Origin of the sequence: Cryptosporangium phraense (genome assembly GCF_006912135.1) — a bacterium.
GTDB lineage: Bacteria > Actinomycetota > Actinomycetes > Mycobacteriales > Cryptosporangiaceae > Cryptosporangium > Cryptosporangium phraense.
Genome location: NZ_VIRS01000043.1, coordinates 36276 through 59005, shown reverse-complemented (window position 1 = coordinate 59005; position 22730 = coordinate 36276). Strand labels below are relative to the sequence as shown.

The window sequence follows — 22730 nt, the reverse complement described above, 5'->3', positions numbered from 1 at the left end:
GCAGCCGCGCCACGCCGCGGGCGGGTGGCCGCGTATCCCGGCCGCTGCCGGGACTGCACCGATCCCTAGGCGCACCCAACCACCCAAGCCGACACCGCCGGCCTCGGCGGCCACCCCGCGAACACGCCGAAGCCCCCCACCAAGGGGCAACAGCTAAGCCTTCAGAACCGACTGGGGGAACGTGAAGACTCCCTGCGGGTCGAAATGCCTCACCACCGTGCGCAGACGCGGGAGGTTCGCCCCGTAATAGGCAGCACCCCAATCGGCCTGATCGGCGTTCAAATAGTTCACGTAAGCCCCACCTCCCACCAGCGGCCGCAGCGCATTCTGAACCGCGTTCACCGCCCCCGCGCTGCTCGCCCGTCCGCTGTAGATCTGCACCGACGCGGTCGCTCGGCGGTGCACGAACGCGGTGTCACCCGGCGCCGGCGCGCCGACCGCGCCGCCCAGGGCGTCGAACAGCAGCACCATGCCGGACTGCCGTCGTACGACGTCGACGACCTTCGTCGCCACCGCGGCGTTCAGCGGCTTCTCGACCAGCCTGGACGCGGCCCGGAACGGCTCCGGACGGACCACCCGGCACGCGTCGGTCGTCTTGCTCAGGCAGCCGGCGAACGAGCGCATGGCGTCCAGCCACGTGTGCGTGCTCTTCGTCCGGGACGTCGGCGGGGTGCCCACCGCGGAGATCAGCGCCGCCAGCTGGGCGTCCAGCCCGGCGGTCGAGCCGGTCCAGGTGCCGGTGACGCGGTTGGTCGGCGTGGCGGCCGCGGTGATCGCGCAGAGCGACGTCAGCCGCTGCGGCGCCGCCCCCATCCAGGCCGCCCAGGACGCGAGGACACGCGCGGACGACGCAGCCGGGAAGCGCAGCGTGAAGATCGTGACGTTCGGCGCGGGAACGGTGTCGAAAGTGAACTCGGTGACGATGCCGCTGTTGCCGCCGCCGCCACCGCGCAGCGACCAGAACAGGTCGGCGTCGTGGTTGGCGTCGGCGGTGCGGATCTCGCCGTCGGCGGTGACGATCGTCGCCGACCGCAGGTGGTCGCAGGTCAGGCCGTAGGCGCGGGCCACCACGCCGAGGCCGCCGCCGAGCGTGCTGCCACCGATGCCGACGGTGGGGCACGAGCCGGCCGGTATCGCCCGGCCGTGGGCGGCCAGCGCGGTGTAGACGTCGATGAGCCGGGCGCCCGCACCGACGACCGCGGTGTTGTCCGCGCGGACCGTGATCTTCTTCAGCGCACCGACGTCGACGACGAGGCCGCCGGTGGGCGTCGAGTAACCCGGGTAGCTGTGGCCGCCGGAGCGGGCGGCGAGCGGAACCCCGCGGCCGCCGGCCTTCGTGACGACCGTCCGGACGTCGGTGGCGTCGGCGACCAGAGCGATCGCAGCCGGCTTCCGGGTGCCGAGCGCGGTGTTGAACGGCGTGGCCGCGGACGCGTAGCCGCCGTCGCCCGGCAGCAGCAACTTGCCGTGCAACGCCCGCCGCAGCCCGGGGAGGTCGACACCAGCCCCTGCCGCCTTCACCGGCGCGGCAACAGGCGCCGATCCCGACGCCGCCACCGACGCCGACGCAGCGCCAGAACTCGGCGGAGCCGCGGCTCGACCGCACGCGGCCACCCCAGCCAGGGCACCGAGCGCGAGGAACTTTCGGCGGTTTACGGCGGAACCGGTCATACGCCCGATCCAATCGCTCGGTGTTGCCCCGTGCACGCATCTGTCGGCTATTGGGCACTCACCCTCAGTAATAGTACTGACGCGTAGAACAATAATTGTGTGCTGAGGTGTCGTACGGCACTATCTGAAACTCGATTCTTGCGGTAAGCGCTTCCAACTTGGTGTTTGATCGAGTTGTTATCCAGCTGCATTGACCATTTCGACGTGATGGGAACCATCGGATGCTTTTCGACCGGGCCCAGCTCACGGCCGCGCTACCCCAGTACGAAGTGGGTGCTGAGCTGGGCCGCGGGGGTTTCGGGTTGGTCATCGAAGGCCGCCACCGGCGGCTCGGTCGGCCTGTCGCCATCAAAATTCTGACGATTTCCGGCCCGGATGTGGAACGTCGTTTCCTCGCCGAAGCGCAAGTGATGGCCGTATTCGACCACCCGCACGTCGTCCGGGTGCACGACTATGCGGAAAGCGACGGGCTCTGCCTGATCGTGATGGAACATCTGCCCGGCGGAACACTCACCTCGCGCATCGCGGAGGGCCTCCGGCCCGAAACCGCGATCGCGATCGGGCTGGCGATCGCCGACGCACTGCACGCCGCCCACGAGCGGGGCATCGTCCACCGCGACATCAAGCCCGACAACGTCCTGTTCGCGGCCGACGGCGCGGTCAAGGTCACCGACTTCGGCATCGCCAAGCTCTTCGAGGGCTCGACGATCACCACCGGCACGCTCGTCGGGACGCCCGCCTACGCGGCCCCGGAGCAGATCCTCGGTCAGCGGATCGGACCGCAGACCGACGTGTACGCGGTCGGCGGCCTGATCTACCACATGCTCGCCGGGCGGACGCCGTTCTCGCTGGAGCTGCCGTTCTCGGCCATGCTGCACCACCACCTGAACATGCGGCCGGAGCTGCCCGCGGGTATGCCCCCGCGTATCGCCGAGGTCGTCGGGCAGGCGCTGGAGAAGGAACCGGCCGATCGTCCGGCGTCCGCCAAGGCTTTTGCTCTGGCGTTGGCCGACGCGGCCGCGGCCGAGTTCGGGACGGGGTGGTCGGCGCGCGCCGAGACCCCGCTGCGGGTCGACGACGACATCCGGGCCGCGGTGACGCTGACCGGCGGAGCCGGGCAGGCGCGAGCGGCCGCGATCCGCCCGCGGTCGCCGGCCAGGCGGCAGCGGTCCGGAGACACGCCGGTGCAGTTGCAGACCCCTCCGCCGGGCCACCTGGCCATCCCGGGCTACGACGCGCCGGACGTCGCACCCCCGGCGACCCCGGCCTGGGGCTACACCCCCACCTCCTTCGGCCACGGCCACCAGCCCCCGATGGCTCCGTCGCCGATGACCCCGTCGCCGATGACCCCGCCCCCGTATTCGTCGGCGGCCGCGCCTCCCGCGACCCCGACCTCGTTCGTCGAGGACCCGTCCGGAGGCCTCCCGCCGCTCACCCCACCGCAACCGTCGGTCGGCACCTCCTACGGCCACGTCCTCACGCCCAACCCGGGCCCGTCGGGCCCGTCCCCGATCACCCCCGCGCCGGGTCCGGCGGAAGTCCATCGCGGACGGTCGGGCCGGCACGCGGCCGATCCGGACGCGGAGCAGGCCGGCGCATGGCGGCCGGAGAGCCCGGGGCCGGCCAGGCACGCCTCGGGTGACCACCCGGCCCCGGAGGGACGGGCGGCCCGGCGCAGACGTCGACCCGAGCCGGTCGGCGGCCCCGAGGAAGACGAGGGGATCTCGCGCCGGATGGTGATCCTGCTGGCCGCGGTCGTGGCGGTCGTGGCCGTGATCAGCATCGCGATCGGCGCGGCCATCGGGTACACGACCCGCTGATCAGACCGTGATCACGACCTTGCCGGCCGGGTGGCCCGCGGCCAGGTAGCGCATGGCCTCGGGCGCGTCGGCCAGCGGATACGTGTGGACGATCGCCGGCGTCACCGCGCCGGACGACATCAGCTCGCCGAGCGCGGCCAGGTCGGCCGCGTTCTCGCGGGTCAGGACGTTGCGCATGGTCCTGCGGTGGCGCAGCCCGGTGAGCGGCGCGAACAGCTGACGTTCGAAGCCGTGCAGCAGCAGGCCCTGCTTGTCCTCGCCGCCGACCAGGGCGACCGTCCCGTCCGGCGTCAGCGCGCGGGCGAGCAGCGAGAGCGGACGGTTGCCCGCCGTGTCGACGACGACGTCGTACCGCGGGCCACGGGCGTCGACCTCCTCGCGGGTGTAGTCGACGACGTCGTCGGCGCCGAGCGAGCGCACCAGGTCGACCTTCGACGTGCTGCACACCCCGGTGACCGTGGCGCCCATCGACTTGGCGATCATCACCGCGAACGAGCCGACCCCGCCGGCCGCGCCGATCACGAGCACGTGCTGGCCGGGCCGGAGCTTCGCGGTGTCGCGCAGGGCCTGTAAGGCGGTGACGCCGGAGATCACGGCCGCGGCCGCCTGCTCGGGGCTGACGTTCGCCGGCATCGGCGCCACCAGTTTCTCGGGCGCGGCCGTGTACTCGGCCCAGGTGCCGTGGCCGCTGGTGCCGAACACCGCGTCGCCGGGCCCGAACCGGGTGACGTTCGGGCCGACCGCGGTCACCGTGCCGGCGAACGCCCGGCCGAGCACCCGCACCTTCGGGGCGCGCAGCCCGGTGAACGGGCGCATCAGATAGGGGCGGCCGGTCATCAGGTGCCAGACCCCGCGGTCGTTGCTGCTGGCCCGCACCTGAACGAGGACCTCGTCGGCGGCCGGGGTGGGGGTGTCGACGTCGCGGACCGCGAGTACGTCGGCTTCGCCGTAGGTGTCGCGGGTACACGCCTTCATGTCATTCCTCCGGGTAGTGGAAAACGTCGTCGAGGGGGACGTCGAACACGCGGGCGATGCGGAAGGCCATCTCCAGCGACGGCGAGTACCGGCCCTGCTCGATGGCGATGACGGTCTGCCTGGTCACGCCGATGCGGTCGGCCAGATCGGCCTGCGTCATCTCGTCCCGGGCGAACCGGAGGGCGCGGATCGAGTTCGTCACTCGGGTCGGTTTCACCATTGCGGGAAGGGCCTCCGGTACACGATCACCTTGGTCACGCCACCCAGCACGGCCGAGAGGACGAAGCACAGGTAGACGACGTTGGCGATCCAGAAACGGTCCCAGTCGGCCAACGCCATGAGCATCGCGGCGACGCCGCCGATCACGACGAACGACTGGCCGACGTGCTCGCCGAGCCGGGAGATCTCCCGGTCGCGGACGTCGATGGCGCGGGATGCTCCGGGCGTGACGATCGCCAGCCCGACCTCGAGCACGATCGAGGCGAGGATCGACGCCCCGATCGTGGCCAGCAGCGGCCCGGCGTACGACACGTCGGCGAGGGCCCGCCCGTCGGCCCGGCTGAGGACCAGCCCGGCGTAGAGCGCGTAGGTGACCACGGCGACGACCAGCCGTATCCAGGCTCGCTTCTCCGTGAGGGTCACGGCAACCTCCGATGTAAAGCATCCTTGACACAGACGAGTGTCAGGCGGAGCCGACATGATGTCAAGAATCTCTTACATCGGTCCGCCGGGGCGAACATCTCCTGTACTTCCTGCGAACTCGACGGCGCGGGGACGAGGTATTGCCCTCGCGACGCCTAGCCTTCCGAATCGATGAAGGCGCTCCGTACTGCCCTGACCCTCCGTGGCTGGTTGCTCCTCGGTGCGCTCTGCGTGCTCGCGGTGGTGCTCGCGCTGGCGACGAACCCGCAGTACGGCCCGGACTCGCGGATCTACCTGGCCTGGACGTACTGGTACCTCGGCCACTCCCCGGCCGACGCGGCCCAGCTCTCGTACGACTACCTGCACGACGATCCCGGCCTGGTGAACTGCTGGACGTGCTGGCGGCCGGACTTCCGGACCAGCTTCTTCACCGGCCAGTACGCGATCGTCGTCGGGCCGCGGCTGCTGCTGCCGGTGCTCTCGGCGCCGTTCGTCTGGCTGTTCGGCCCGAGCGGGATGCTCGTCGCGCCGATCGTCGGGTACGCGCTGGCCGTGCTCGCGACCGTCGTGCTGGCCTCGCGGCTGTGGGGCCAGCGGTGGGCGCTGGTCGCCGGGGCGATGATGCTGCTGCCGATCTTCGTGTCCCGGTGGAGCGTCGTCGCGCAGACCGAGGGGCCGGCGTTCGCGCTGGTCGCGGTGCCGTTGCTGCTGCTGCCGCTGGCCCGGCGGGCGAGTCGGCGGGACGTGATCTGGTACGTCGTGCTGGTCGTCGTCGGGCTGTTGAACCGGCAGTTCGCGGTCGCGCTGCCGGCCGCGGTGGGGGCGGCCTGGCTGCTGGTGGCGATCCGCGACCGGTCCCTGCGGAATCCGTGGCTGCCGTTCGCGTTCTGGGGCAACGCGGTCGGGCTGGCCGTGCTGCTGGTGCAGATGCTGGTGACGCCGCTGCTGTTCGCCGGCGACGACCTGTCGCTGAGCGAGCGGTTCGACGACCTGGCCGAGCAGTACTTCGGGGTCCGCGGGGTGGCGGCGATCCCGGACGTCACCTGGTTCGTGATCCACTCCGACCTGGATCGCATGAAGGCCGACCTGCCGCTGATCGTGTTGCTGGTCGGTGCGCTGGTCGCGGTCGTCTGGCGGTTCCGGAGCGAGATCTCGGCGCTGGCCGCCGGGGCGTTCCTGGTCGTGAGCGCGATCAACGTCTTCGAGTTCTGGCCGGCCGGATTCCGGTACCACGCGCCGATCGTCCCGATCCTGGTGCTCGCGGTCGTCGCGCTGCTCGCCGACCTGTGGGGGCCGGTCCGCCGTCGCCCGTCCCGGTCGTCGGAGGCTGCGCCTCCGGAGTCCGGGCCTCCGGAGTCCGGGGATCCGCCGCGGTCGCGGTGGGCGGTCGGGCTTCCCGTCCATGCCTGGGTGACGGTCGGCGTCGTGACGGCCACCTGCCTGGCCGTCTTCGCCAGCTCGTCGTCGTTCTACGGACGGACGAGCCTGTACCACCTGGCCTGGGCGTACCGGTTCCTCGGATTCTCGCCGGCCGAGGCGACCACCCGGACGTACGACCAGCTGTCGTCGCAGCCGTTCTTCGCCACCGGGTGCACCGGCGGCTCCTGCTGGCCGGCCAACCTGTTCGCGGTGCACGGGTCGGCCGATCCGAACCTGACCTACCCGTTGCTCTCGGCCCCGTTCGTCGCGGTGCTCGGTGCGCCCGGCCTGCTCGTCGTCCCGGTGCTCGCGTTCCTGGCGACGGTCGGCCTGCTGACGTACTTCGCCGCGCGGCGGTGGGGTGCGCTCGCCGGAGCCGTCACCGGCGTGACGTTCGCGCTCTGCGACCTGATCGCGGTCTCGGCGCTGTCCGGCTCGGCCGACATGCTGGCGATCGCGCTCTGCGCCGCCTGCGTGTTCACGCTCCCGCTCGACGGGCCGCGGAGCCGCCGGGCGCTGGTCTGGTTCGGGGTGCTCGTCGCGCTGCTGCTGGCCTCGCGGGCACCGGCCGTGGCGATCCTCGGTGCGCTGGGCGTGGCCTGGCTGTTCGGCGGCGTGCGGTCGATCCGGAACCCGTGGCTGCCGTACCTCGCAGTCGCCACCGGACTGGCCGGGGCGATGGTCGCGCTCGGAACGGTGTTCCGGCCCGCCGATGCCCGCTACCTCGGGACCCCGGGGATCGACGGCCTGCTCCCGGCCGACCTCACGACGGTGTCCGTGGACGCCGTGCTCTGTGCGGTGCTCGTCCTCGCGATCGTCGCGACCCCGGTGCGGGCGGCGAAGGACCCGCTGGCCGCGCTCGCGCTCGGGGGGATCGTCGCCGCGATCGCGTACGAGGTGGCGACCGGCGTCCCGGCCGGCGCCCGGCAGTTCGGCCCGGTGTTCCCGCTGATCCTGTTGGCCGCGATGGGTGCGCTGGCCGATCTGTTCGAGCGGCTGGGCCCGTGGGAGACGTCGGCCCCGACGCAGGCGCATCCGGTGGCCGCGCGTGCCCGCGCGCACGAAGCGCCCGCCACTGCGGTCGAGCTACGGACCCAGTAAAACGGACAAGCGGTTGGAAACACCGTAAATGATGCTACGGTGACATCGATTTCCACCCGCCAGCCGAACGGCACTCCTGATGAGCCAAGACGGCGACCTCTACGACGAACGGCGTCTCGCGGCCGTCGGTCGTGCCACCGCAGTCCTCACCGGCGTGCCGCTCTCGATGGACGCGGTGGCCGGGGCGGCGGCCCGCGTCGCGAACGCCCCGATCGGCGTCGTGTCGCTCGTGGACGGTGAGTGGGACCGCCTGGTCGGCCTGCACGGCATCGGCGGCGTCTTCGCGCTCACCCGCCGGATCGCCGTCGACGACTCGCTCTGCCGCACGGTCGTCTCGTCCGGCCGTCCGGTGTGGATCTCCGACGCGGTCACCGACCACCGCGCCGAGGGCGCGGCCGTCGTGTCCTATCTGGGCCTCGGCGCGTTCGCCGGCGTCCCGCTGCTCGGCGCCGACGGCGCCGTCGTCGGGAGCGTCTGCGCGCTCGACGCGGTCCCGCGCGAGTGGAGCGCCTCCCAGCGCGCCGCGCTGGAGGGCGTCGCGGCCACGACCGGTCTGCTGCCCGGCGTGGCCGGGGTCGCGTCCGAGCTCACCGTCAACCTGCTCGACCTCGTTCCGTTGTTGGACGCGCTGGCCGAGGCGTTCGTGGTGGTGGACGGCGACGGCGCGATCCTGGCCTGGAACGCGGCCGCGACCTCGACCTTCGGCTGGACCCGGCAGCAGGCGATGGGCTGTTCGCTGCACTCGCTGCTGTTCCCGGACCGGGACGCGGTGACGATCCGGGCCGTGCTGGCGACGCTGGCCACGCTGCCGCCGGCCCAGCGCGGCCAGGCCCGGCGCCACACGGTCTGGGCGACGACCCGGGACGGTCAGCGGCTCCCGGTCGACGCCTCGATCCGCGCGGTGCCGAGCGCCGACGGCTCCCGGCTCTGCGTGTCCATGTTGGACGCGTCCGGCCGGTTCGACGCCGAGGCGGACGCCGACCGCCGCGACGGGCTGCTGCAGGCGGTGCTGAACAGCCTGGACACCGCGGTGTTCGCCTGCGACCAGAACGGGCGCCCGCTGTTCGGCAACCCGGCGCTGCTGAGCCTGGCCGACGGCGAGGAGCGGTCGTTCGCGGAGACCATCGCCCTGCTCCGGACCAGCGCCCGGCACGAGACCGGCGACCGGATGGAGCAGGCCGACCTCCCGAGCATGCGGGCGCTGGCCGGCGAGATCGTGCGGGACGCCGAGATGGCGCTGGTCAGTCCGGGTAAGCCGACCCGGTACTTTCTCGCCAACGCCGAGCGGATCATGGTCGGCAGCGAGGCCACCGGCGCGGTCGTGGCGCTCCGGGACGTGACCGACACCCATCGCGAGCAGCGCCTACGCCGGGACGAACTCGCGGTCGCGCGGCTGCTGCTGCACGAGGGCTACTCGCCGACGACCGCCCAGCGGATCGTCGAGACCGTGGCCGGCACGCCCCGGCGCTTCCGCGTCCGACTGTGGGTGGTCGAGCCCGCCACCGGGCCCACGGCGGCCGCGCTGCGCCTGATGGCCGACTCGGCCGGGCCCGGGGACGGGTCCGGCCGTCGGCTCGGGTACGGCGAGGGCCTCGCCGGCGCGGCCTGGGCCTCGGGTGACCCGGCCCCGGTCCGGACGGCGACCGGTCTGGCGACCGTCCTGCGGGGGACGGGCGACGTCCTCGGCGTGCTCGAACTGGAGCCGGACGACGAAGCCGAGGACCTCGACGCGCTGGCCGCGCACCTGGAACGCATCGGCGTCGACGTCGGCTTCCACCTCTACCGGTCGACGTTCTCCCGCAGGAACTCCAGCGCGCGGGCGTCGTCGAACGGGCCGCCGCCCTCGTGGCCGTTGTAGTCCCAGGTCAGCACCTCGCACGGCCCGGCGTACGCGTTGGCCGCCCCGAACACCGACGACGGCGGGCACACCGGGTCCATCAGCGCGACCGAGATCAGCGCCGGCGCGGTGGCCAGGGCGGCCAGGGTCACCCCGTCGAAGTACGAGAGCGTGTGGTGCACCCGCTCGACCTGGTCGCGGTGGGTCGCCAGGTAGTCGGCGATCTCCCGGTACGGGTGGTCGTCGGTGATCCGGGTCGAGCGCGGGAAGTCGCACAGGAACGGCACGTAGGCGACGGCCGCGGCGAGGTCGTCGCGCAGCCCGGCCACGGCCAGCGCCAGCCCGCCGCCCTGGCTGGCGCCGAGCACCGCGATCCGGTCGGCGTCGACCTGCGGCAGCGCCCGGGCCGCGTCCACCGCGCGGACGGCGTCCGTATAGAGGCGTCGGTAGTAGTAGGTCGCGGGATCCGCGATCCCGCGGGTCATCACCCCGGGGACCGACGGTCCGGCCGGACCGGAATCCGCGGTGTCGCCGACGGCCCACTTCGCACCCTGGCCGCGCGTGTCCATCACCAGGTGGGCGAACCCGGCGGACGCCCACACGAGGTTCTCGAGCACGTGGCCGCGGCCGCCGCCGTAGCCGATGTACTGCACGACGGTCGGCAGCGGACCGCTCGCCCCGGCCGGGACGCGGAGCCAGGCCCGGATCTCCTCCCCGCCGAACCCGCGGAACGAGACGTCGAAGGTGGTGAGCGTCGTCAGGCCGGTCTCCACCTCGGTCGCGCGGACGTCGAGGTCGTGCCGGGCGGCGTCGGCCAGCGTCTCGTCCCAGAACGCCGTGAAGTCGTCGGGCCGGGTCTGCGCGCTGCGGTAGGTGCGCAGTTGGTCGAGCGGTAGATCGGTCAGCACTAGCTCTCCCGGGGATATCTGGCGGCGATGCCGTCGAGCATGATGTCGATCATCAGGGAGAACAGTGCCGAGGACGTCTGCGGGGTGGTCTCGTCGGCCAGCGCGGCGACCGTCGGGTAGTCGTCGGCCGACTGGTCGCGGTAGACCTCGGGACGCAGCGGCTCGGGCCGGTCGTGGGCCGCGAACACCGCCTGGCCGAGCACGGTGCTGACGAGCACGGTGTAGATCGGCTGGGCGTCGGCCCGGGAGAACCCGAAGTCGAGGATGCGCCGGAGGCTGGCCTCGCGTCCGCGGAGCGCGTTCGGGCCGAGCAGGGGAGTGCGCAGCACGACCGGCAGCAGGTGCGGGTGGTGCAGCAGCGCGGCCCGCAGGTTGTGCGCGACCGTCCCGAAGTCCTCCCGCCAGGTGGGCTTGAGCTCGGCGAACTCGACGTCGCCGAGGACGTGGTCGACGACCTCGACGAGTAGTTCCTCGCGGTTGGCGACGTGCCGGTAGAGCGACGCGGCTCCGGTGCCGAGCGCGTCGGCGAGCCGGCGCATGGTCAGCGCGGCCAGCCCCTCCTCGTCGACGATGACCAGCGCGGTCTTCGTGATCTGGTCCATCGTCAGGCCGCCGGGCCGGTTCCGGCGCTTCGCCCGGGCGGCCCGGCGATCGCGCCACCACCCGGCGCTGCCCGGTCGCGGTGTTGTTTCCACACGCCCATCTTGACGCATGGTGACACTGCTCCTACTGTTACGCGAACGTTGTTCGCGTAAGACGTCGAGGTTAAGCATGGCCAGGCACCTGTCCGAGACCGACTCCGGCCCGCTGGCCGGATGGCAACTGGCGATCGTGGCGACGATGAGCCACGCGCCGCTGATCGTCGCGTGGGTGGCGATTCCCGGCGCCTTCCAGTTCGGACACCTGGTGGCGATGCCGCTGGTATACGTGCTGGGCGGCATCACGCTGCTGTGCGCCGCGCTGGCGTTCACCAGCATGGCCCGGCGCATCCGGCACCCCGGCGGGCTGTACTCGCTGGTGTCGCACGGGCTCGGCCCGGCGGCCGGGCTCGGCGTCGCGGTCGTCGTGCTGATCTCGTACCTGGGCTCGATCGTGTCGCTCTACGCGGTGTTCGGGCTCACGTTCTCGGCCCTGTTCACCGACGCGTTCGGCCACGACCTGCCGGTCGAGGTGTCGGCGGTGGCCGGGGCGGTCGTCATCTCGCTGCTCGGGCTCGTGCCGTTACGCCGGGTCATCTGGCTGCTGGGCGGGCTGCTCACCGCGCAGATCGTCGTCCTGCTCTGGTTCGACGTCCGGGCCCTGCAGTTGCCGATGCAGCACGAGGACTTCATCGCGCCGCTCCACCCGGGCTGGCTGTTCAGCGGGTCGTTCGGCATCGCGCTCTGCTTCGCGGTGACCGCGTTCATCGGCCTCGACACCAGCCTGAACTTCGTCCGGGATGTGCGTCGGCCGGGCCGGTCGGTGCCGTTCGCCGCGTACCTGGCCGGCGCGCTGATGACGGCGGCGTCGGCGTTGTCGGCCTGGGCGGTCGGTGCGGCCACCAGCGGCCAGGCGCGGGCCGCGGTCGCACCCGACGACGTGGCGGCGACCGCCGGGACGACCGGCCAGTCGCTGTTCACGCTGATCGGCCGGATCGTCGGGCCGGAGCACGCCACCGGGATCGGGCGCCTGATCATGTGGACGCTGCTGCTGGCGACCGTCGGCACCGCGGTCGTCCTGCACAAGGCCGTGAACCGGCAACTCGCCGGTCTGTCCGGCGACGGGGTGCTGCCCTCGTCGTTCGGGCTCGGGACGCGTGGGCCGGTCCGGCTCATCGTTCCGGCGATCGCGGCGATCGGTGCGGTGGCCGTGGTCGCCACCGGGGACCGGATCTACGCGCTCTGGCTCGGGTTGGCCAGCGGGCTCGGCATCACCGGCGCGCTCACGCTGACCTCGATCGGCGCGGTTTTCTGGTTCCTGCGTACGGGCGAGGGCGAGACCGGCGTCGGCGGCTGGGAGGTGCGTGTCGTCGCCGGGGCGCTGTCCACCGTCGTGACCGGGTTCGTCTTCGTGTTCGGCCTGCTGCGGCTGACGTCGGTGTTCCCGCCGGCCGGTGGCCGCCCGTCGTGGCTGCTGGCCGTGCTGATCGGTACCGCGTTCGTGTTCGGGGTGGTGACCGCGCTGGTGCTGCGGTCGACGCGTCCCTCGGTGTACGCGTCGATCGGCCGGGCGAGCGGTTCTGCCGACCCCGGGCCCGGGGTCGAACCCAGCGGGCCCGGGGCGCACCCGGGTGTGGCGGATCAGGCGAACGTGCCGTGGACCGAGACGTCGTCGTGGCCGGCGGACGCGGTCGCCAAGTAGGCGTCGTCGTTGGCGTCGCGGGCGCCGGAGTGGCTGTACTGACCGGCGAAGACGTAGCTACCGGGCGCGAGCGTGGCGCCGTCGTCGAGCGTGAAGCGGTAGTACAGCCAGCCGGACTGCTCGCGAACGCTCAGCGTGATCTTGTCGTTCGGGACGCTGGTCCACTTGCCGGCGACCTTCACTCCGTTGGTGACCGCGACCTTGATCGTGACGTCGAGCGCGGTCACCGGCTGCCGGTTCTTGAGCGTGACGTTGCTCTGGGCCCAGTTGTCGTTCGAGTTCGGGTCGATCGAGCCGTCCGACCACAGGTAGTCGCGAACCGGGTTGCTGCCGCTCGGGACCGTCTCCACCGGTGACGGCGGCTTGCTGGTGCGCTTCGACGCGGACGGGCGCGGGGATTTCGAGGTGGGCCGGGCGGAGGCGCTCGGTTCCGGTGCGGACGGCGTCTCGGCGGCCGGCGTCGTCGCGGGCGGGAGCGGGGCGGGCGGCGCCTCGGCCACTTCGCGCGGCGCCGGACGTCCGACGAGGTCTACGGCGAACCAGGTGCCGCCCATGCTGAGCGCGACGACCCCGACGAGCGCGGCCGCCGCCCAGGCGGCGCGAGGGCCGGAGCGGACCGGGCCGAGCCCGGCCGAGCGGGCGAACGGACGCCGGCCGTACGACGGCGGCGCGGACGCCCGGCGGCGCGCGAGCCGCTCGAGCATCGCGGCCCGGTCGGGGTGGTGCTCGTCGGCGGCGGCGCGGAGCCGCAGGCGCAGCTCTTCGGTCCGGTAGTCGTCGGGGTTCATCGCCCGGCCTCCAGCTCGCTGTGCCGGGCGGCCCTGGTGAGTACGGCGCGGCGGAGTTCGGGTTCGCCGAGGTGGTCCTGGGAGATGAGCTCGGCCAGCTGAGCGGCGCCGCGGGAGGTCTGGCTCTTCACGGTGCCGACCGAGATGCCGAGGATTTCGGCGACCTCCCGCTCGGACAGGTCGAACGCGTAGCGGAGGACGACGCAGGCCCGACGCCGGTAGGGCAGCCGGGCCAGCGCGGCCCGGACGTCGAGCGCGAACGGGACGTCGGTCTCGGTGATCGGGCTCTCCCGGCGGAACAGGCTCGTCAAGCGCGCGCCGCGCTGCTCGAGGCCGTTCTTGCGGTTCCAGTTCCGGGCCACGTTCACCAGCACACCGCGGGCGTAGGCGAGCGGGTCGTCGGCCGCGTTGACGCGGTCCCAGTAGCGCCAGATCTCGGCCAACGCGTCGGCGGCGAGGTCGTCCGCGACGCTCTGGTCGCCGGTGATCAGCGACGCCATTCGGGCCAGCTCCACGTGATGGGTCTCGAAAAATAGGTGGAAGGCATGCTCGCGGGGCCGAACGGGCACGCCTTCCACCTCCTCTCGACGCTGCCGGGTGCGTAGTCAGCGTCAAGTTTTTTGGGGTTGCTCGGGAAGCAATTCGAATATTAGCCAGGGAAAAGTGCACGTCAACCGGCTGCTATTCGGATGGCGGGAAATTGAAAAAAGGTTGCTGGCTATTCTTTAAATGCGGCTAAAGTTCGGAGGGGTCCTCTTAGGACTTGGCGGCGAGGGGGCCCGCGTGCCGCCCGCGGCTGAGCTCGAGAGCGGCCAACGCCTGTCCCTTACTTCGCCCCCATCGCGCCGTACGACGAGACCTGGGCCGGGGCCGGCCGGTCGGTCTCCTCGGGGCGCCACTCGCTCACCGGCACCACGCCCGGCTCGATCAGCGTCATCCCGTCGAAAAATCGGGCCAGCTCGGCGCTGGACCGCCACTCCATCTCGTGCCCGAGCATCGCTCGGGCGTCGGCCGCGTCCTGGGGAGCGGCGAAGTCGAGCGTGGCGTTGGTCACGGTCAGGTGGCTGCCCGAGGGCAGCGCGTCGACCAGCCGGGCGACGTTCTCGTACGGGCGGTCCGCCTCCTTCATGAAGTGCAGGATCGCGATCAGCATGAGTCCGACCGGCTGGGACAGGTCGAGGACCCGCTGCAGGTCCGGGTCCTCGAGGATCCGCTCCGGCTCGTGGAAGTCGGCGTCCAGGTACGCGGTGGCGCCCTCCGGACTGCTGGAGAGCAGGGCGCGCGCGTGCACGAGCACGATCGGGTCGTTGTCGACGTAGACCACGCGCGATTCCGGCGCGATCGACTGCGCGACCTCGTGGGTGTTGTTCGCGGCCGGAATGCCCGTCCCGATGTCCAGGAACTGACGAATGCCCACCTCTTTGGACAGGTACGTCACGGCCCGCCGGAGGAATTTACGATTCTCCTGCGCGGCCAATGGCACCGACGGAAACCGGCTCGCGATCGCGTCACCGGATTCGCGGTCGGCCGCGAAATTGTCCTTGCCCCCGAGCCAGTAATCGTACCGTCGCGCGGAGTGCACCACTGACGTGTCGATCTCGACGTTCTCCGAACCACCCATGGCGCGCAGTGTAACGAGGGTTACATCCTTCACCGTCCACTAGGGAGCTGGTCGGGGGCCTGATCCGGTTCTGTCAGATTTTGGGCCATGACACGGCTGTGCGAATCCTAGATATGAACCTAATGCTGCCTTAAGGCAATCGCATGTTCCGTTTTCGAGGGAGGTTCGCCCTGGGTCTGGACCGATAAGGTTCACCACGAAAGAACCGCCACCTCAGGAGTCACAACCCGTGCGACCCCCTCTGCCGGGCCCGGAACAGGCCCAGGTCACCGCGGGCTCGCATAGAGCGAGCAGAAGAGCGGCCACCGGCGTTCACCGCCGCCGCGTCGCCCGGTCGACCAGACGCTTACTCATTCCCGTCGGACTCGTCCTCGGGATCGTGATGACGACGGCCGGCGCCTACGCGGCCGTGGGGTCGCCGTTCGACGGCGGCGGCGAGAGCGAGCTGGCCTCGTGCCGGTCGGACGCGTGCAGGCACCCGGAACCCTCCACCGAGCCGGCGCCGTCGACGGAGAGCCCGGCCCGGCACGTGCGTCGCTCGCACCCGGCCCCGGGCGTGGGCAAGGCGTCGCCGACGCCGAAGAAGACCGCGTCGAACGGCACCGAGTTCGCGCCCTACGTCGATCTGCTGCAGTACCCGGCGGTCGACCTGCTCGCGGTTCGCGCCGCCGGGATCAAGCACCTCAACCTGGCGTTCATCGTGTCGGGCGACGGCTGCACCGCGAGCTGGGGCGGCTCGACGTCGGTCGGCGACGCGACGATCAAGGCCCGGGTGGCGGCCTACCGAGCGGCCGGCGGGTCGGTGCGCATCTCGTTCGGTGGCGAGTCGGGCACCGAGCTGGCGGCTTCCTGCTCGTCGGCCGATGAGCTCGCGTCGGCGTACCAGGGCGTCATCGACGAGTTCGGCGTGAGCAAAGTGGACTTCGACATCGAGGGCGGTGTGCTCTCCGACACCGACGCCAACGACCGCCGCTCGAAGGCGATCGCGATCATGCAGCGGAACGCCTCGTCGGCCGGCAAGACGCTCGACGTGTCGGTGACGCTGCCGGTCAACCCCAGTGGGCTGACGTCGGCCGGCTTGAGCCTGCTGAACAGCGCAGCCAGCAACGGCGCGACGATCCACGCGGTCAACGTGATGGCGATGGACTTCGGCGAGTCGGCTGCGCCCGACCCGGACGGCAAGATGGGGTACTACGCGATCCAGTCGATGAAGGGCACGCACGCGCAGGTCAAGAGCGTATTCGGGTTGTCGTCGGCGGAGGCTTGGTCGCGGGTAGCGGTCACTACGTTGATCGGTGTGAACGAGCCGTCGACCGAGGTCTTCACGGAGTCGGACGCCCGGCAGTTGAGCGCGTTCGCGCGGTCGGTGGGGGCGGCTTGGGTGTCTATGTGGCAGATTGCGCGGGATCAGCCTTGTGGTGATGGGAATGAGGCTGATGCGACGTCGGATGCTTGTGCCGGTTCCAGCGATAACAAGTACGACTTCGTGCGAGCTTTCCTCGCGTAGGCGTTTGGGGGGACACGGTTCTCGCGGGCGATTCCGCGTTGGGCTGCGGCGTCTGAGGTGGGTGATTCGGTCGGCTGGTGGCGGGAGCTCGGCGAGATTCCGCCTTTGAGGCAGGTGGGCGGTAGACGCGGGACGACCCGCAGACCTTCTTGGCCAGAACTTGTACGGGTCGGCTCCGTGGCTGGCCGGCGCGGCCGGATGGCGTCTGATGCCGGCTGCACTTGCGAGGCCTGGCCGACCAGACCGGCTTGACGGGCCTGACCGGTTTGACGGGCCTGACCGGCCTGACCGGCCTGACCGGCCTGACCGGACCGACCGGACTGACCGGGGCGACGCAATACGCACGGGCCGCTGCCCGGCACCCGTGCCAGCGGCGGTTGACCGGCGACATGCGCCCGGCGGCCGACCGCCCGCCACGCGCCCACGGCGACGGCGGTGGCGGTGGCGGTAGACCGTCCGGACCCAGACCCCGGACCCGGCCTCGGGCCAAGACGTGGACCTGGACCTGGACTCGGGCCTTGGCCCGGATTCGGGCCAAGGTTCGGACTCGCGCCCGCAGCGGCGGACGACGACCCGAACCCAGACCCGCGCCCGCGGCGGCGGACAACGACCCGAACCCGGACTCGCGCTCGCGGCGGCGGACGACGAGCCGAACCCGGACTCGGGCCCGCGGCTACGGTGGCGGACTGTCCGGACCTGAACTCTTGCCCCCGTGGCTGACCGTTTGGCGTCCATGCCCGTAGTGGGCGGGCTACCCGGTACCCGGTACCGCTACGCGGACCCGTGTCTGCGGCCACGGCGGCGGAAGCTGCGGCATCAGCCCGCGACGGTCGACCGCATGGCACCCGCGCCCGCGCACGGCGGCCTGCTTGGACTCACGCTCGCCCCGGCGCGAGGTGATGGCGGCGGCAGTGCGGCCCGGGCACGCGGTGATGGCGGCGGCAGTGCGGCCCGGGCACGCGGTAGCCGACTGCTTGGCGTCCGGACCCGTGGTGGCAGACCGTCTGGACGCGGACCGGGCCCGCGCGCCCGCACTTGCGCCGGTGGTGGCGGGCCATGCGGCACGCGTCGGCGGCGGTCGACCGTCTGGCGCCCGGGTCCGTCGACGATGCGGCACCCGTATTCGGGCTCGCGCCCGTAGTGGCGGGCCTCCAATACCGCCCGCACACGCGCTCGTGGCGGCGGACCGTGGGGGGCCCGCCTCCTACGAGCGGCGGCTCAGGTCGAGTTCGTCGCGGCCACTCCCGCCAGTAGCAGCACCAGGGCCGGGAGCAGCGGTTCTTCTCCCTCGGCCGGTGGTTGTACCTCGGTCCATGACGGCGCGTCCGGGTGGTCGAGCAGGCCCGCCACCCGCTGGGCGCGGCGGCCGTGTTCGGCACCTAGTTGATCTCGCACCCAGCGCACGGCGGCTACCGGATCTGGCGGCTTCTCGCTGTGTCGGAACTCGAGCACCAGCCCGATCGCCACCGCCTCGCCGATCAGGACCGAGTCGCCCGGGGCCAGGTCGAACGAGCCCTGTTGCTCGCGCTCCAGCAGGCGCGAGGCGATCCGGTACGCCGGGCGGGCGCTGCGGCCCGCGAGAACGGCGCTGAGCGTCGTCAGCAGGACGTGCTGCGCGTCGGGCTCGAAATCCACCGGCACGCCGTCGTCGGCAATCACGTTCGTCATGCCCCCGACGCTAAGAAACCCCACGGCCAAAAGTCCGTTGTGCACAGGGAGGAGAAAATTGCGATCGCGCTGTGGATAGGGCGCATAGCAGAGCGCGATTCGGTGGGCGGTCCGACGGGCCGGGCTGAATCGCCAGAGTTTTTCTTCCGGCCGGTGACGCAAATGCGTCCGGCAGCCCGACGCCGGTAGTCGGCGCCTCTCACTACAGTCAGCGCCTCCGCGCTGCTTTTCGACGACGAGGGGCACTGACAAATGCTGCGCTCAATTCTGGCCTCGGCCGCCGCCGCCGTGCTGATCCCGGCCGCCGCCGTACTCATCCCGGCCGCGCCGGCCTCCGCTGCACCGGTGGTGTCGTTCACCCGGGCCTACTACGACTCACCGGGCAAGGACACCCGCACCAACGCGAGCCTGAACGCCGAGTACGTGACGCTCAAGAACACGTCCAAGGCGACCGTCAATCTCTCCCGCTGGACGGTTCGCGACAAGGCCAACCACGTCTACACGTTCACCGGAACCGTGACGCTCAAGGCCGGCGCGACGCTCTGGCTGCACACCGGGCGGGGCACCAACACGGCCAGCCACCGGTACTGGAATTCCGGCAACTACATCTGGAACAACACCGGTGATGCCGCGTACCTGCGCAACGCGGCCGGGAAGCAGATCGACGCCTGTAGTTGGGGGAGGGGCAGCGGTTCGGTGGCCTGCTGAGGACACTGGAGGAATCGGTAGCCGCCCTGGGGACTCCCCGTCCGGGGCGGCTACTCGTTTTCGAGACTCAGGCGGCGACGAGGCGGCTGAAGCGCCGCTGGGCCCAGCCGTCGATGGCCCGGTCGGTCATCGCCCGGTGGTGGATGCCCAGGCTGGTGACGCCGGTGATCGCGAGCGTGAGCGCGGCCAGCAGGCTGAACCCGGCCAGACCGGAGAGCTGCTGGTAGCTGCCGACCAGCGGGTCGGTGGCCAGGCGGGTCATCGCGAAGAGCTCGGAGGCCGTGACCCCGGCTCCCAGCGCCGCCACCACCGACCAGTGCATGCGCTCGACGCGCGAGCGGACCCACCGCACCCAGCGCCAGGCCGAGTAGCCGGACATCGCGCCGGAGAGCCCGAGGAACGTGACCGCGACGCCGCCGAGGCCCGCGCCGACCGGTAAGAACGTGGTGACCAGGGCAACCGTGAGAACGACCGCGATCGCGGCGACGGCTAACGACAGACCCAGTTCCAGCACGTCTTACATCCTTGTCGTTCCCGCCCGCGGCGGCAACCGGCGGCGGCCACTATTTGCGGGCAATCGCGTACAGATCCCGGGCCGGCCCGGACAGCTGCCGGCCGATCGGCCACACCGCGCGCAGCTCTCGGCGCAGGCCGAGCGGCGGTTGCCCGGGCTCGGCCCGGACCGCGATCTCGACGAGCGCCCCGGACGCGAGCTCCCCGGCGATCGCCAGCGAGCTCAGGACGGCGGGCCCGCTGCCCGCGGCGACCGCGTGCTTGATCGCGGTCGTGGACGAGAGCTCGAGCAGCGGCGGGGCGATGCGCTCGATCCCGGAGCCGACCAGCGCGCTCTCCAGCGCCCGCCGGGTGCCGGAACTCGCCTCCCGCGACACCAGCGACGTCGACGCCAGCTCGGCGATCGTGATGCCCCGCCGCCGACGCCCCCATGGGTGTCCCGGAGCCACGATCACGGTCAGCCGGTCGGAGTGCACGCGTTCCGCGTGCAGCCCGGCCGGCAGGTCCGGTCCCTCGACGAAGCCCAGGTCGACGTCGCCGGCCAGCACCCGCTGGGCGACGTCGGCCGAGTTCATCGCGTTGAGCGTCACTCCCAGCGCCGGGTGGGCGGACCGCACCGCGACCAGCCAGCCGGGGAGCAGGTACTCGGCCACGGTCTGGCTCGCGGCGACCCGGAGCGTGCTGTCGTGCGCCACCCGGAGCGCGCCGACGCCGGCCGCGAGCGCCTCGGCCGCCTCGATCGCGGTGCGGGCCCAGTCCGCGACGAGCGCGCCCTCGCCGGTGAGCGTCGAACCGCGTGGGGTGCGGTTCAGCAGCGCGACGCCGAGCCGTCGTTCCAGCTGGCGCAGGCGCGCGGAGGCGGCCGGTTGCGAGACGCCGTGTTCGCGCGCGGCCTGGCCGACGCTGCCCAGTCGCGCCACCGACAGCAGCAGGTCGAAGCTGCCGAGGTCGGCGAACAGCGACGGTAGAGGCATAACCGCAGACTATGAGCTCAGCTCGGATCGGCCCCTACCGCCCCGCCGAAGCCGGTCGCAGTCTGGCGACATGACCACGCTCCTCGCCCACCCGGCCGCCAGCCCGGCCGCTGCCGCGCCCGGCCACCCGGCCGCTGCCGCGCCCGGCCACCCGGCCGCCGCCGCGCCCGGCCACCCGGCCGCCGGGATTCCCCGAGGCGTGACCCCCAACTGGTTCGCCGCGGTCATGGGCACCGGCATCGTGGCCATCTCGGCGGCCGGGCTGCCGATCCAGCCCCCCGGCCTCCGCACCGCCGCGCAGCTCGTCTGGGCCGCCGCCGCCATCCTGCTCGTCGCGCTCGGCGTAGCGTCCGCATGGCAGTGGAAGGCCTCAGCCGCCCACCGGGCGGACCCGGTCATGATGCAGTTCTACGGCGCGCCGCCGATGGCGCTGATGACGGTCGGCGGCGGGACGTTGCTGCTCGGGTCCGACTGGATCGGCCTGCGGGCCGCGGTCGCGATCGACCTGGTCCTCTGGACCGTCGGCACGATCGCCGGGCTCGCCACCGCGGTCGCGATCCCGTACCGGATGATCACCCGTCCGGAGAAGAGCGCCGCCTTCGGCGGCTGGCTGATGCCGGTCGTCCCGCCGATGGTCTCGGCCGCCAACGGCGCCCTGCTGATCCCGCACGTTCCGGAATTGCGGACGCTCTGCCTGGCGATGTTCGGGGCGAGCCTGATCGCCGCGCTGCTCATGATCGCCCACCTCTGGGGCCACCTGCTCACCCAGGCCCCGACCCCGGCCCGGCTGATTCCGACGCTGTGGATCGTGCTCGGCCCGCTCGGCCAGTCGATCACCGCGATGAACCTGCTCGACCCGGCCGCCGCCACGAAATTCGGCCTCCCGGTGTGGGGATTCGCGATGTTCTGGCTGGTCCTGGTGAGTGCGCTGACGCTGCGTGAACGCATCCCGTTCGGGCTCCCCTGGTGGAGCTTCACGTTCCCGGTCGGCACGCTCGTCACCGGGACGACCGGGCTGGCCGCCCGCACCGGTGACCCGGTGCTGACGGCCGCCGCGGTCGGACTGTTTCTGCTCCTGGCGACGGCCTGGGGAACGGTGTCAGTGCTGACCGGCCGGTACGCGTGGCGCGAACACCAGCCGGTCGCTGTCGACGACCTCGCGGCCGAACGGCACCAGTGAGATCGGGATCAGCTTGATGTTGGCCCAGGCCATCGGGATACCGATGATCGTGACGGCCAGCGCGGCCGCGGTGAACAGGTGCCCCAGCGCGAGCCACCAGCCCGCGACCACGAACCAGATGACGTTCAGGAACCCGGCCCCGACGCCGGCGCCGGGCTTGCGGATCATCTCGCGCCCGAACGGCCACAGCACGTACCCGGCGATCCGGAACGAGGCGACACCGAACGGAATCGTGACGATCAGCAGGCAGCAGATCAGCCCGGCGATCACATAGCCCACCGCCAGCCAGAAGCCGGCGAAGACCAGCCAGATGATGTTGAGCAGAAGGCGTATCACACTCATATCCCAAGTGTCCCGCGTCGGAGCAATGTGCCCGCCGTCACAAATGCCCGAAGTATCAGGGACATCCCTTACTTGATCTCTCCTCGTGACACCACGAGGCAGGGGCACCCATGAAGCGAACGGTCAGCGTCGTCGTCCCGGCGATGAACGACGCCCGCACCATTCCGACCGTCCTCGCTGCCCTGCCGACCTCGGTCACCGAGGTCCTCCTGATCGACGCGGGCCCGGTCGACGCCCCCGGTACGCGGGTGATCCGCCCGACCCGCCAGGGCCGGGGCAACGCGCTGGCGGCCGGCTTGGAGGCGGCGACCGGCGATTACATCGTCGTGCTGGACGCCGACGGTTCGACCGACCCGAACGAGATCGGGGCCTTCCTGCAGGCGCTCGACAACGGGGCCGACTACGTCAAGGGGCGCCGGGGCGTCAGCGCGTTCCGCCGGACGGTGATCCCGGCCTTCGGCCTCCCGCCCGCCCACGTCGGAGGGGCCCGCTGGGGCGACGGCCCTGAGGTCGCGACCCTGATGAACATCCGGGTCGGCCGGGCCGACCTCGTCGTCGTTGAGGTCCTCACCGGCGAGAGCAACCGGCCGACGTTACGCGACGGCTGGCGCGTGCTGGTGACGGTCGTGCGCGAGCGGTTCGGCCCTAAGGACGCCCGCCCGGCGGCCGATGTCGAGGCCGTGACTCCCCATTTACGGACCTCGGCGCGAGCCTGA

21 protein-coding genes are annotated in these 22730 nt (G+C 71.8%); 8 read left to right on the top strand and 13 right to left on the bottom strand.

The window, feature by feature from the left end; genetic code table 11:
* Positions 1-153 precede the first annotated feature (153 nt).
* Positions 154-1521 (bottom strand): FAD-binding oxidoreductase, encoded by a 1368-nt coding sequence (locus FL583_RS35590; protein ID WP_205752746.1) that lies wholly within the window; start codon positions 1519-1521, stop codon positions 154-156.
* Positions 1522-1892: 371 nt separating this feature from the next.
* Between FL583_RS35590 and FL583_RS35585 the strand changes: the two genes are divergently transcribed.
* The gene (locus FL583_RS35585) at positions 1893-3491 is read left to right on the top strand and encodes a serine/threonine-protein kinase (RefSeq protein WP_142709299.1); all 1599 of its coding nucleotides are present in this window, start codon (positions 1893-1895) and stop codon (positions 3489-3491) included.
* Here FL583_RS35585 and FL583_RS35580 read toward each other — a convergent pair whose 3' ends face one another.
* Genes FL583_RS35580 through FL583_RS35570 form a run of 3 tightly spaced genes read right to left on the bottom strand, consistent with a single transcriptional unit; the run spans position 3492 to position 5108 of the window.
* Complete coding sequence (locus FL583_RS35580; RefSeq protein ID WP_142709298.1) at positions 3492-4466, bottom strand: NAD(P)-dependent alcohol dehydrogenase; 975 nt, start codon at positions 4464-4466, stop codon at positions 3492-3494.
* Position 4467: 1 nt separating this feature from the next.
* A complete protein-coding gene (locus tag FL583_RS35575) occupies positions 4468-4686 on the bottom strand; it encodes a helix-turn-helix transcriptional regulator (RefSeq protein ID WP_142709297.1) in 219 nt (72 codons plus the stop codon).
* Positions 4680-5108: a hypothetical protein gene (locus FL583_RS35570; protein WP_142709296.1), complete on the bottom strand. Its 429-nt coding sequence runs from the start codon at positions 5106-5108 to the stop codon at positions 4680-4682. The genes FL583_RS35575 and FL583_RS35570 overlap by 7 nt, the downstream gene beginning before the upstream one ends.
* A 171-nt stretch (positions 5109-5279) precedes the next feature.
* Between FL583_RS35570 and FL583_RS35565 the strand changes: the two genes are divergently transcribed.
* Both FL583_RS35565 and FL583_RS35560 read left to right on the top strand, forming a co-directional pair.
* Positions 5280-7628: a DUF2079 domain-containing protein gene (locus FL583_RS35565; protein ID WP_142709295.1), complete on the top strand. Its 2349-nt coding sequence runs from the start codon at positions 5280-5282 to the stop codon at positions 7626-7628.
* Between the two features lie 79 nt (positions 7629-7707).
* The gene (locus FL583_RS35560) at positions 7708-9486 is read left to right on the top strand and encodes a PAS domain-containing protein (RefSeq protein WP_142709294.1); all 1779 of its coding nucleotides are present in this window, start codon (positions 7708-7710) and stop codon (positions 9484-9486) included.
* Here FL583_RS35560 and FL583_RS35555 read toward each other — a convergent pair.
* Together FL583_RS35555 and FL583_RS42645 are read right to left on the bottom strand one after the other, a co-directional pair.
* Positions 9408-10373, bottom strand: coding sequence for an acetylxylan esterase (locus FL583_RS35555; protein ID WP_142709293.1), 966 nt, complete (start codon positions 10371-10373; stop codon positions 9408-9410). The genes FL583_RS35560 and FL583_RS35555 overlap by 79 nt on opposite strands.
* Positions 10373-11068, bottom strand: a complete 696-nt coding sequence (locus FL583_RS42645) for a TetR/AcrR family transcriptional regulator (protein ID WP_276611666.1) — start codon at positions 11066-11068, stop codon at positions 10373-10375. Before FL583_RS42645 ends, FL583_RS35555 begins: the two co-directional genes overlap by 1 nt.
* A 76-nt stretch (positions 11069-11144) precedes the next feature.
* Here FL583_RS42645 and FL583_RS35545 point away from each other — a divergent pair, with 76 nt between their 5' ends.
* Positions 11145-12713 (top strand): APC family permease, encoded by a 1569-nt coding sequence (locus FL583_RS35545; protein ID WP_170324043.1) that lies wholly within the window; start codon positions 11145-11147, stop codon positions 12711-12713.
* On the opposite strand, the gene FL583_RS35540 is transcribed toward FL583_RS35545, so the two are convergent.
* From FL583_RS35540 to FL583_RS35530, 3 genes are all read right to left on the bottom strand, one after another.
* Positions 12653-13501 carry a hypothetical protein gene (locus FL583_RS35540; RefSeq protein WP_142709290.1) on the bottom strand — a complete coding sequence of 283 codons (849 nt, stop codon included), beginning with the start codon at positions 13499-13501 and terminating at the stop codon, positions 12653-12655. The two genes, FL583_RS35545 and FL583_RS35540, sit on opposite strands and share 61 nt — an antisense overlap.
* On the bottom strand, positions 13498-14070 hold the full coding sequence (locus FL583_RS35535) for a SigE family RNA polymerase sigma factor (RefSeq protein ID WP_142709289.1): 573 nt from the start codon (positions 14068-14070) through the stop codon (positions 13498-13500). The genes FL583_RS35540 and FL583_RS35535 overlap by 4 nt, the downstream gene beginning before the upstream one ends.
* A gap of 257 nt (positions 14071-14327) precedes the next feature.
* Positions 14328-15122 carry an SAM-dependent methyltransferase gene (locus tag FL583_RS35530; protein ID WP_142709288.1) on the bottom strand — a complete coding sequence of 265 codons (795 nt, stop codon included), beginning with the start codon at positions 15120-15122 and terminating at the stop codon, positions 14328-14330.
* Between the two features lie 379 nt (positions 15123-15501).
* On the opposite strand from FL583_RS35530, the gene FL583_RS35525 reads away from it, so the two are divergent.
* A complete protein-coding gene (locus tag FL583_RS35525; protein WP_142709287.1) occupies positions 15502-16629 on the top strand; it encodes a chitinase in 1128 nt (375 codons plus the stop codon).
* A 1218-nt stretch (positions 16630-17847) separates the two neighbouring features.
* On the opposite strand, the gene FL583_RS35520 is transcribed toward FL583_RS35525, so the two are convergent.
* Entirely contained in the window at positions 17848-18297 is a 450-nt protein-coding gene (locus FL583_RS35520) for a dehydroquinate synthase/iron-containing alcohol dehydrogenase family protein (RefSeq protein WP_142709286.1), read from the bottom strand.
* Positions 18298-18549: 252 nt separating this feature from the next.
* On the opposite strand from FL583_RS35520, the gene FL583_RS35515 reads away from it, so the two are divergent.
* Positions 18550-19005, top strand: a complete 456-nt coding sequence (locus FL583_RS35515) for a lamin tail domain-containing protein (RefSeq protein WP_142709285.1) — start codon at positions 18550-18552, stop codon at positions 19003-19005.
* A gap of 67 nt (positions 19006-19072) precedes the next feature.
* Here the strand turns inward: FL583_RS35515 and FL583_RS35510 are convergent, their stop codons facing one another.
* Positions 19073-19519 carry a hypothetical protein gene (locus FL583_RS35510; protein ID WP_142709284.1) on the bottom strand — a complete coding sequence of 149 codons (447 nt, stop codon included), beginning with the start codon at positions 19517-19519 and terminating at the stop codon, positions 19073-19075.
* 49 nt (positions 19520-19568) lie between these two features.
* On the bottom strand, positions 19569-20492 hold the full coding sequence (locus FL583_RS35505) for a LysR family transcriptional regulator (RefSeq protein WP_142709283.1): 924 nt from the start codon (positions 20490-20492) through the stop codon (positions 19569-19571).
* Between the two features lie 70 nt (positions 20493-20562).
* Between FL583_RS35505 and FL583_RS35500 the strand changes: the two genes are divergently transcribed.
* Positions 20563-21672 (top strand): TDT family transporter, encoded by a 1110-nt coding sequence (locus tag FL583_RS35500; RefSeq protein ID WP_142709282.1) that lies wholly within the window; start codon positions 20563-20565, stop codon positions 21670-21672.
* Here FL583_RS35500 and FL583_RS35495 read toward each other — a convergent pair.
* Positions 21592-22014, bottom strand: coding sequence for a YccF domain-containing protein (locus tag FL583_RS35495; RefSeq protein WP_142709281.1), 423 nt, complete (start codon positions 22012-22014; stop codon positions 21592-21594). The genes FL583_RS35500 and FL583_RS35495 overlap by 81 nt on opposite strands.
* A gap of 110 nt (positions 22015-22124) precedes the next feature.
* On the opposite strand from FL583_RS35495, the gene FL583_RS35490 reads away from it, so the two are divergent.
* Positions 22125-22730: a glycosyltransferase family 2 protein gene (locus FL583_RS35490; protein ID WP_142709280.1), complete on the top strand. Its 606-nt coding sequence runs from the start codon at positions 22125-22127 to the stop codon at positions 22728-22730.

Bases quoted from the DNA above. Each gene is read 5' to 3' on its own strand.
- FL583_RS35585 (WP_142709299.1), top strand. From the start codon at position 1,893: ATGCTTTTCGACCGGGCCCAGCTCACGGCCGCGCTACCCCAGTACGAA.
- FL583_RS35580 (WP_142709298.1), bottom strand. From the start codon at position 4,466: ATGAAGGCGTGTACCCGCGACACCTACGGCGAAGCCGACGTACTCGCG.
- FL583_RS35575 (WP_142709297.1), bottom strand. From the start codon at position 4,686: ATGGTGAAACCGACCCGAGTGACGAACTCGATCCGCGCCCTCCGGTTC.
- FL583_RS35565 (WP_142709295.1), top strand. From the start codon at position 5,280: ATGAAGGCGCTCCGTACTGCCCTGACCCTCCGTGGCTGGTTGCTCCTC.
- FL583_RS35560 (WP_142709294.1), top strand. From the start codon at position 7,708: ATGAGCCAAGACGGCGACCTCTACGACGAACGGCGTCTCGCGGCCGTC.
- FL583_RS35545 (WP_170324043.1), top strand. From the start codon at position 11,145: ATGGCCAGGCACCTGTCCGAGACCGACTCCGGCCCGCTGGCCGGATGG.
- FL583_RS35540 (WP_142709290.1), bottom strand. From the start codon at position 13,501: ATGAACCCCGACGACTACCGGACCGAAGAGCTGCGCCTGCGGCTCCGC.
- FL583_RS35530 (WP_142709288.1), bottom strand. From the start codon at position 15,122: ATGGGTGGTTCGGAGAACGTCGAGATCGACACGTCAGTGGTGCACTCC.
- FL583_RS35520 (WP_142709286.1), bottom strand. From the start codon at position 18,297: ATGACGAACGTGATTGCCGACGACGGCGTGCCGGTGGATTTCGAGCCC.
- FL583_RS35515 (WP_142709285.1), top strand. From the start codon at position 18,550: ATGCTGCGCTCAATTCTGGCCTCGGCCGCCGCCGCCGTGCTGATCCCG.
- FL583_RS35505 (WP_142709283.1), bottom strand. From the start codon at position 20,492: ATGCCTCTACCGTCGCTGTTCGCCGACCTCGGCAGCTTCGACCTGCTG.
- FL583_RS35500 (WP_142709282.1), top strand. From the start codon at position 20,563: ATGACCACGCTCCTCGCCCACCCGGCCGCCAGCCCGGCCGCTGCCGCG.
- FL583_RS35495 (WP_142709281.1), bottom strand. From the start codon at position 22,014: ATGAGTGTGATACGCCTTCTGCTCAACATCATCTGGCTGGTCTTCGCC.
- FL583_RS35490 (WP_142709280.1), top strand. From the start codon at position 22,125: ATGAAGCGAACGGTCAGCGTCGTCGTCCCGGCGATGAACGACGCCCGC.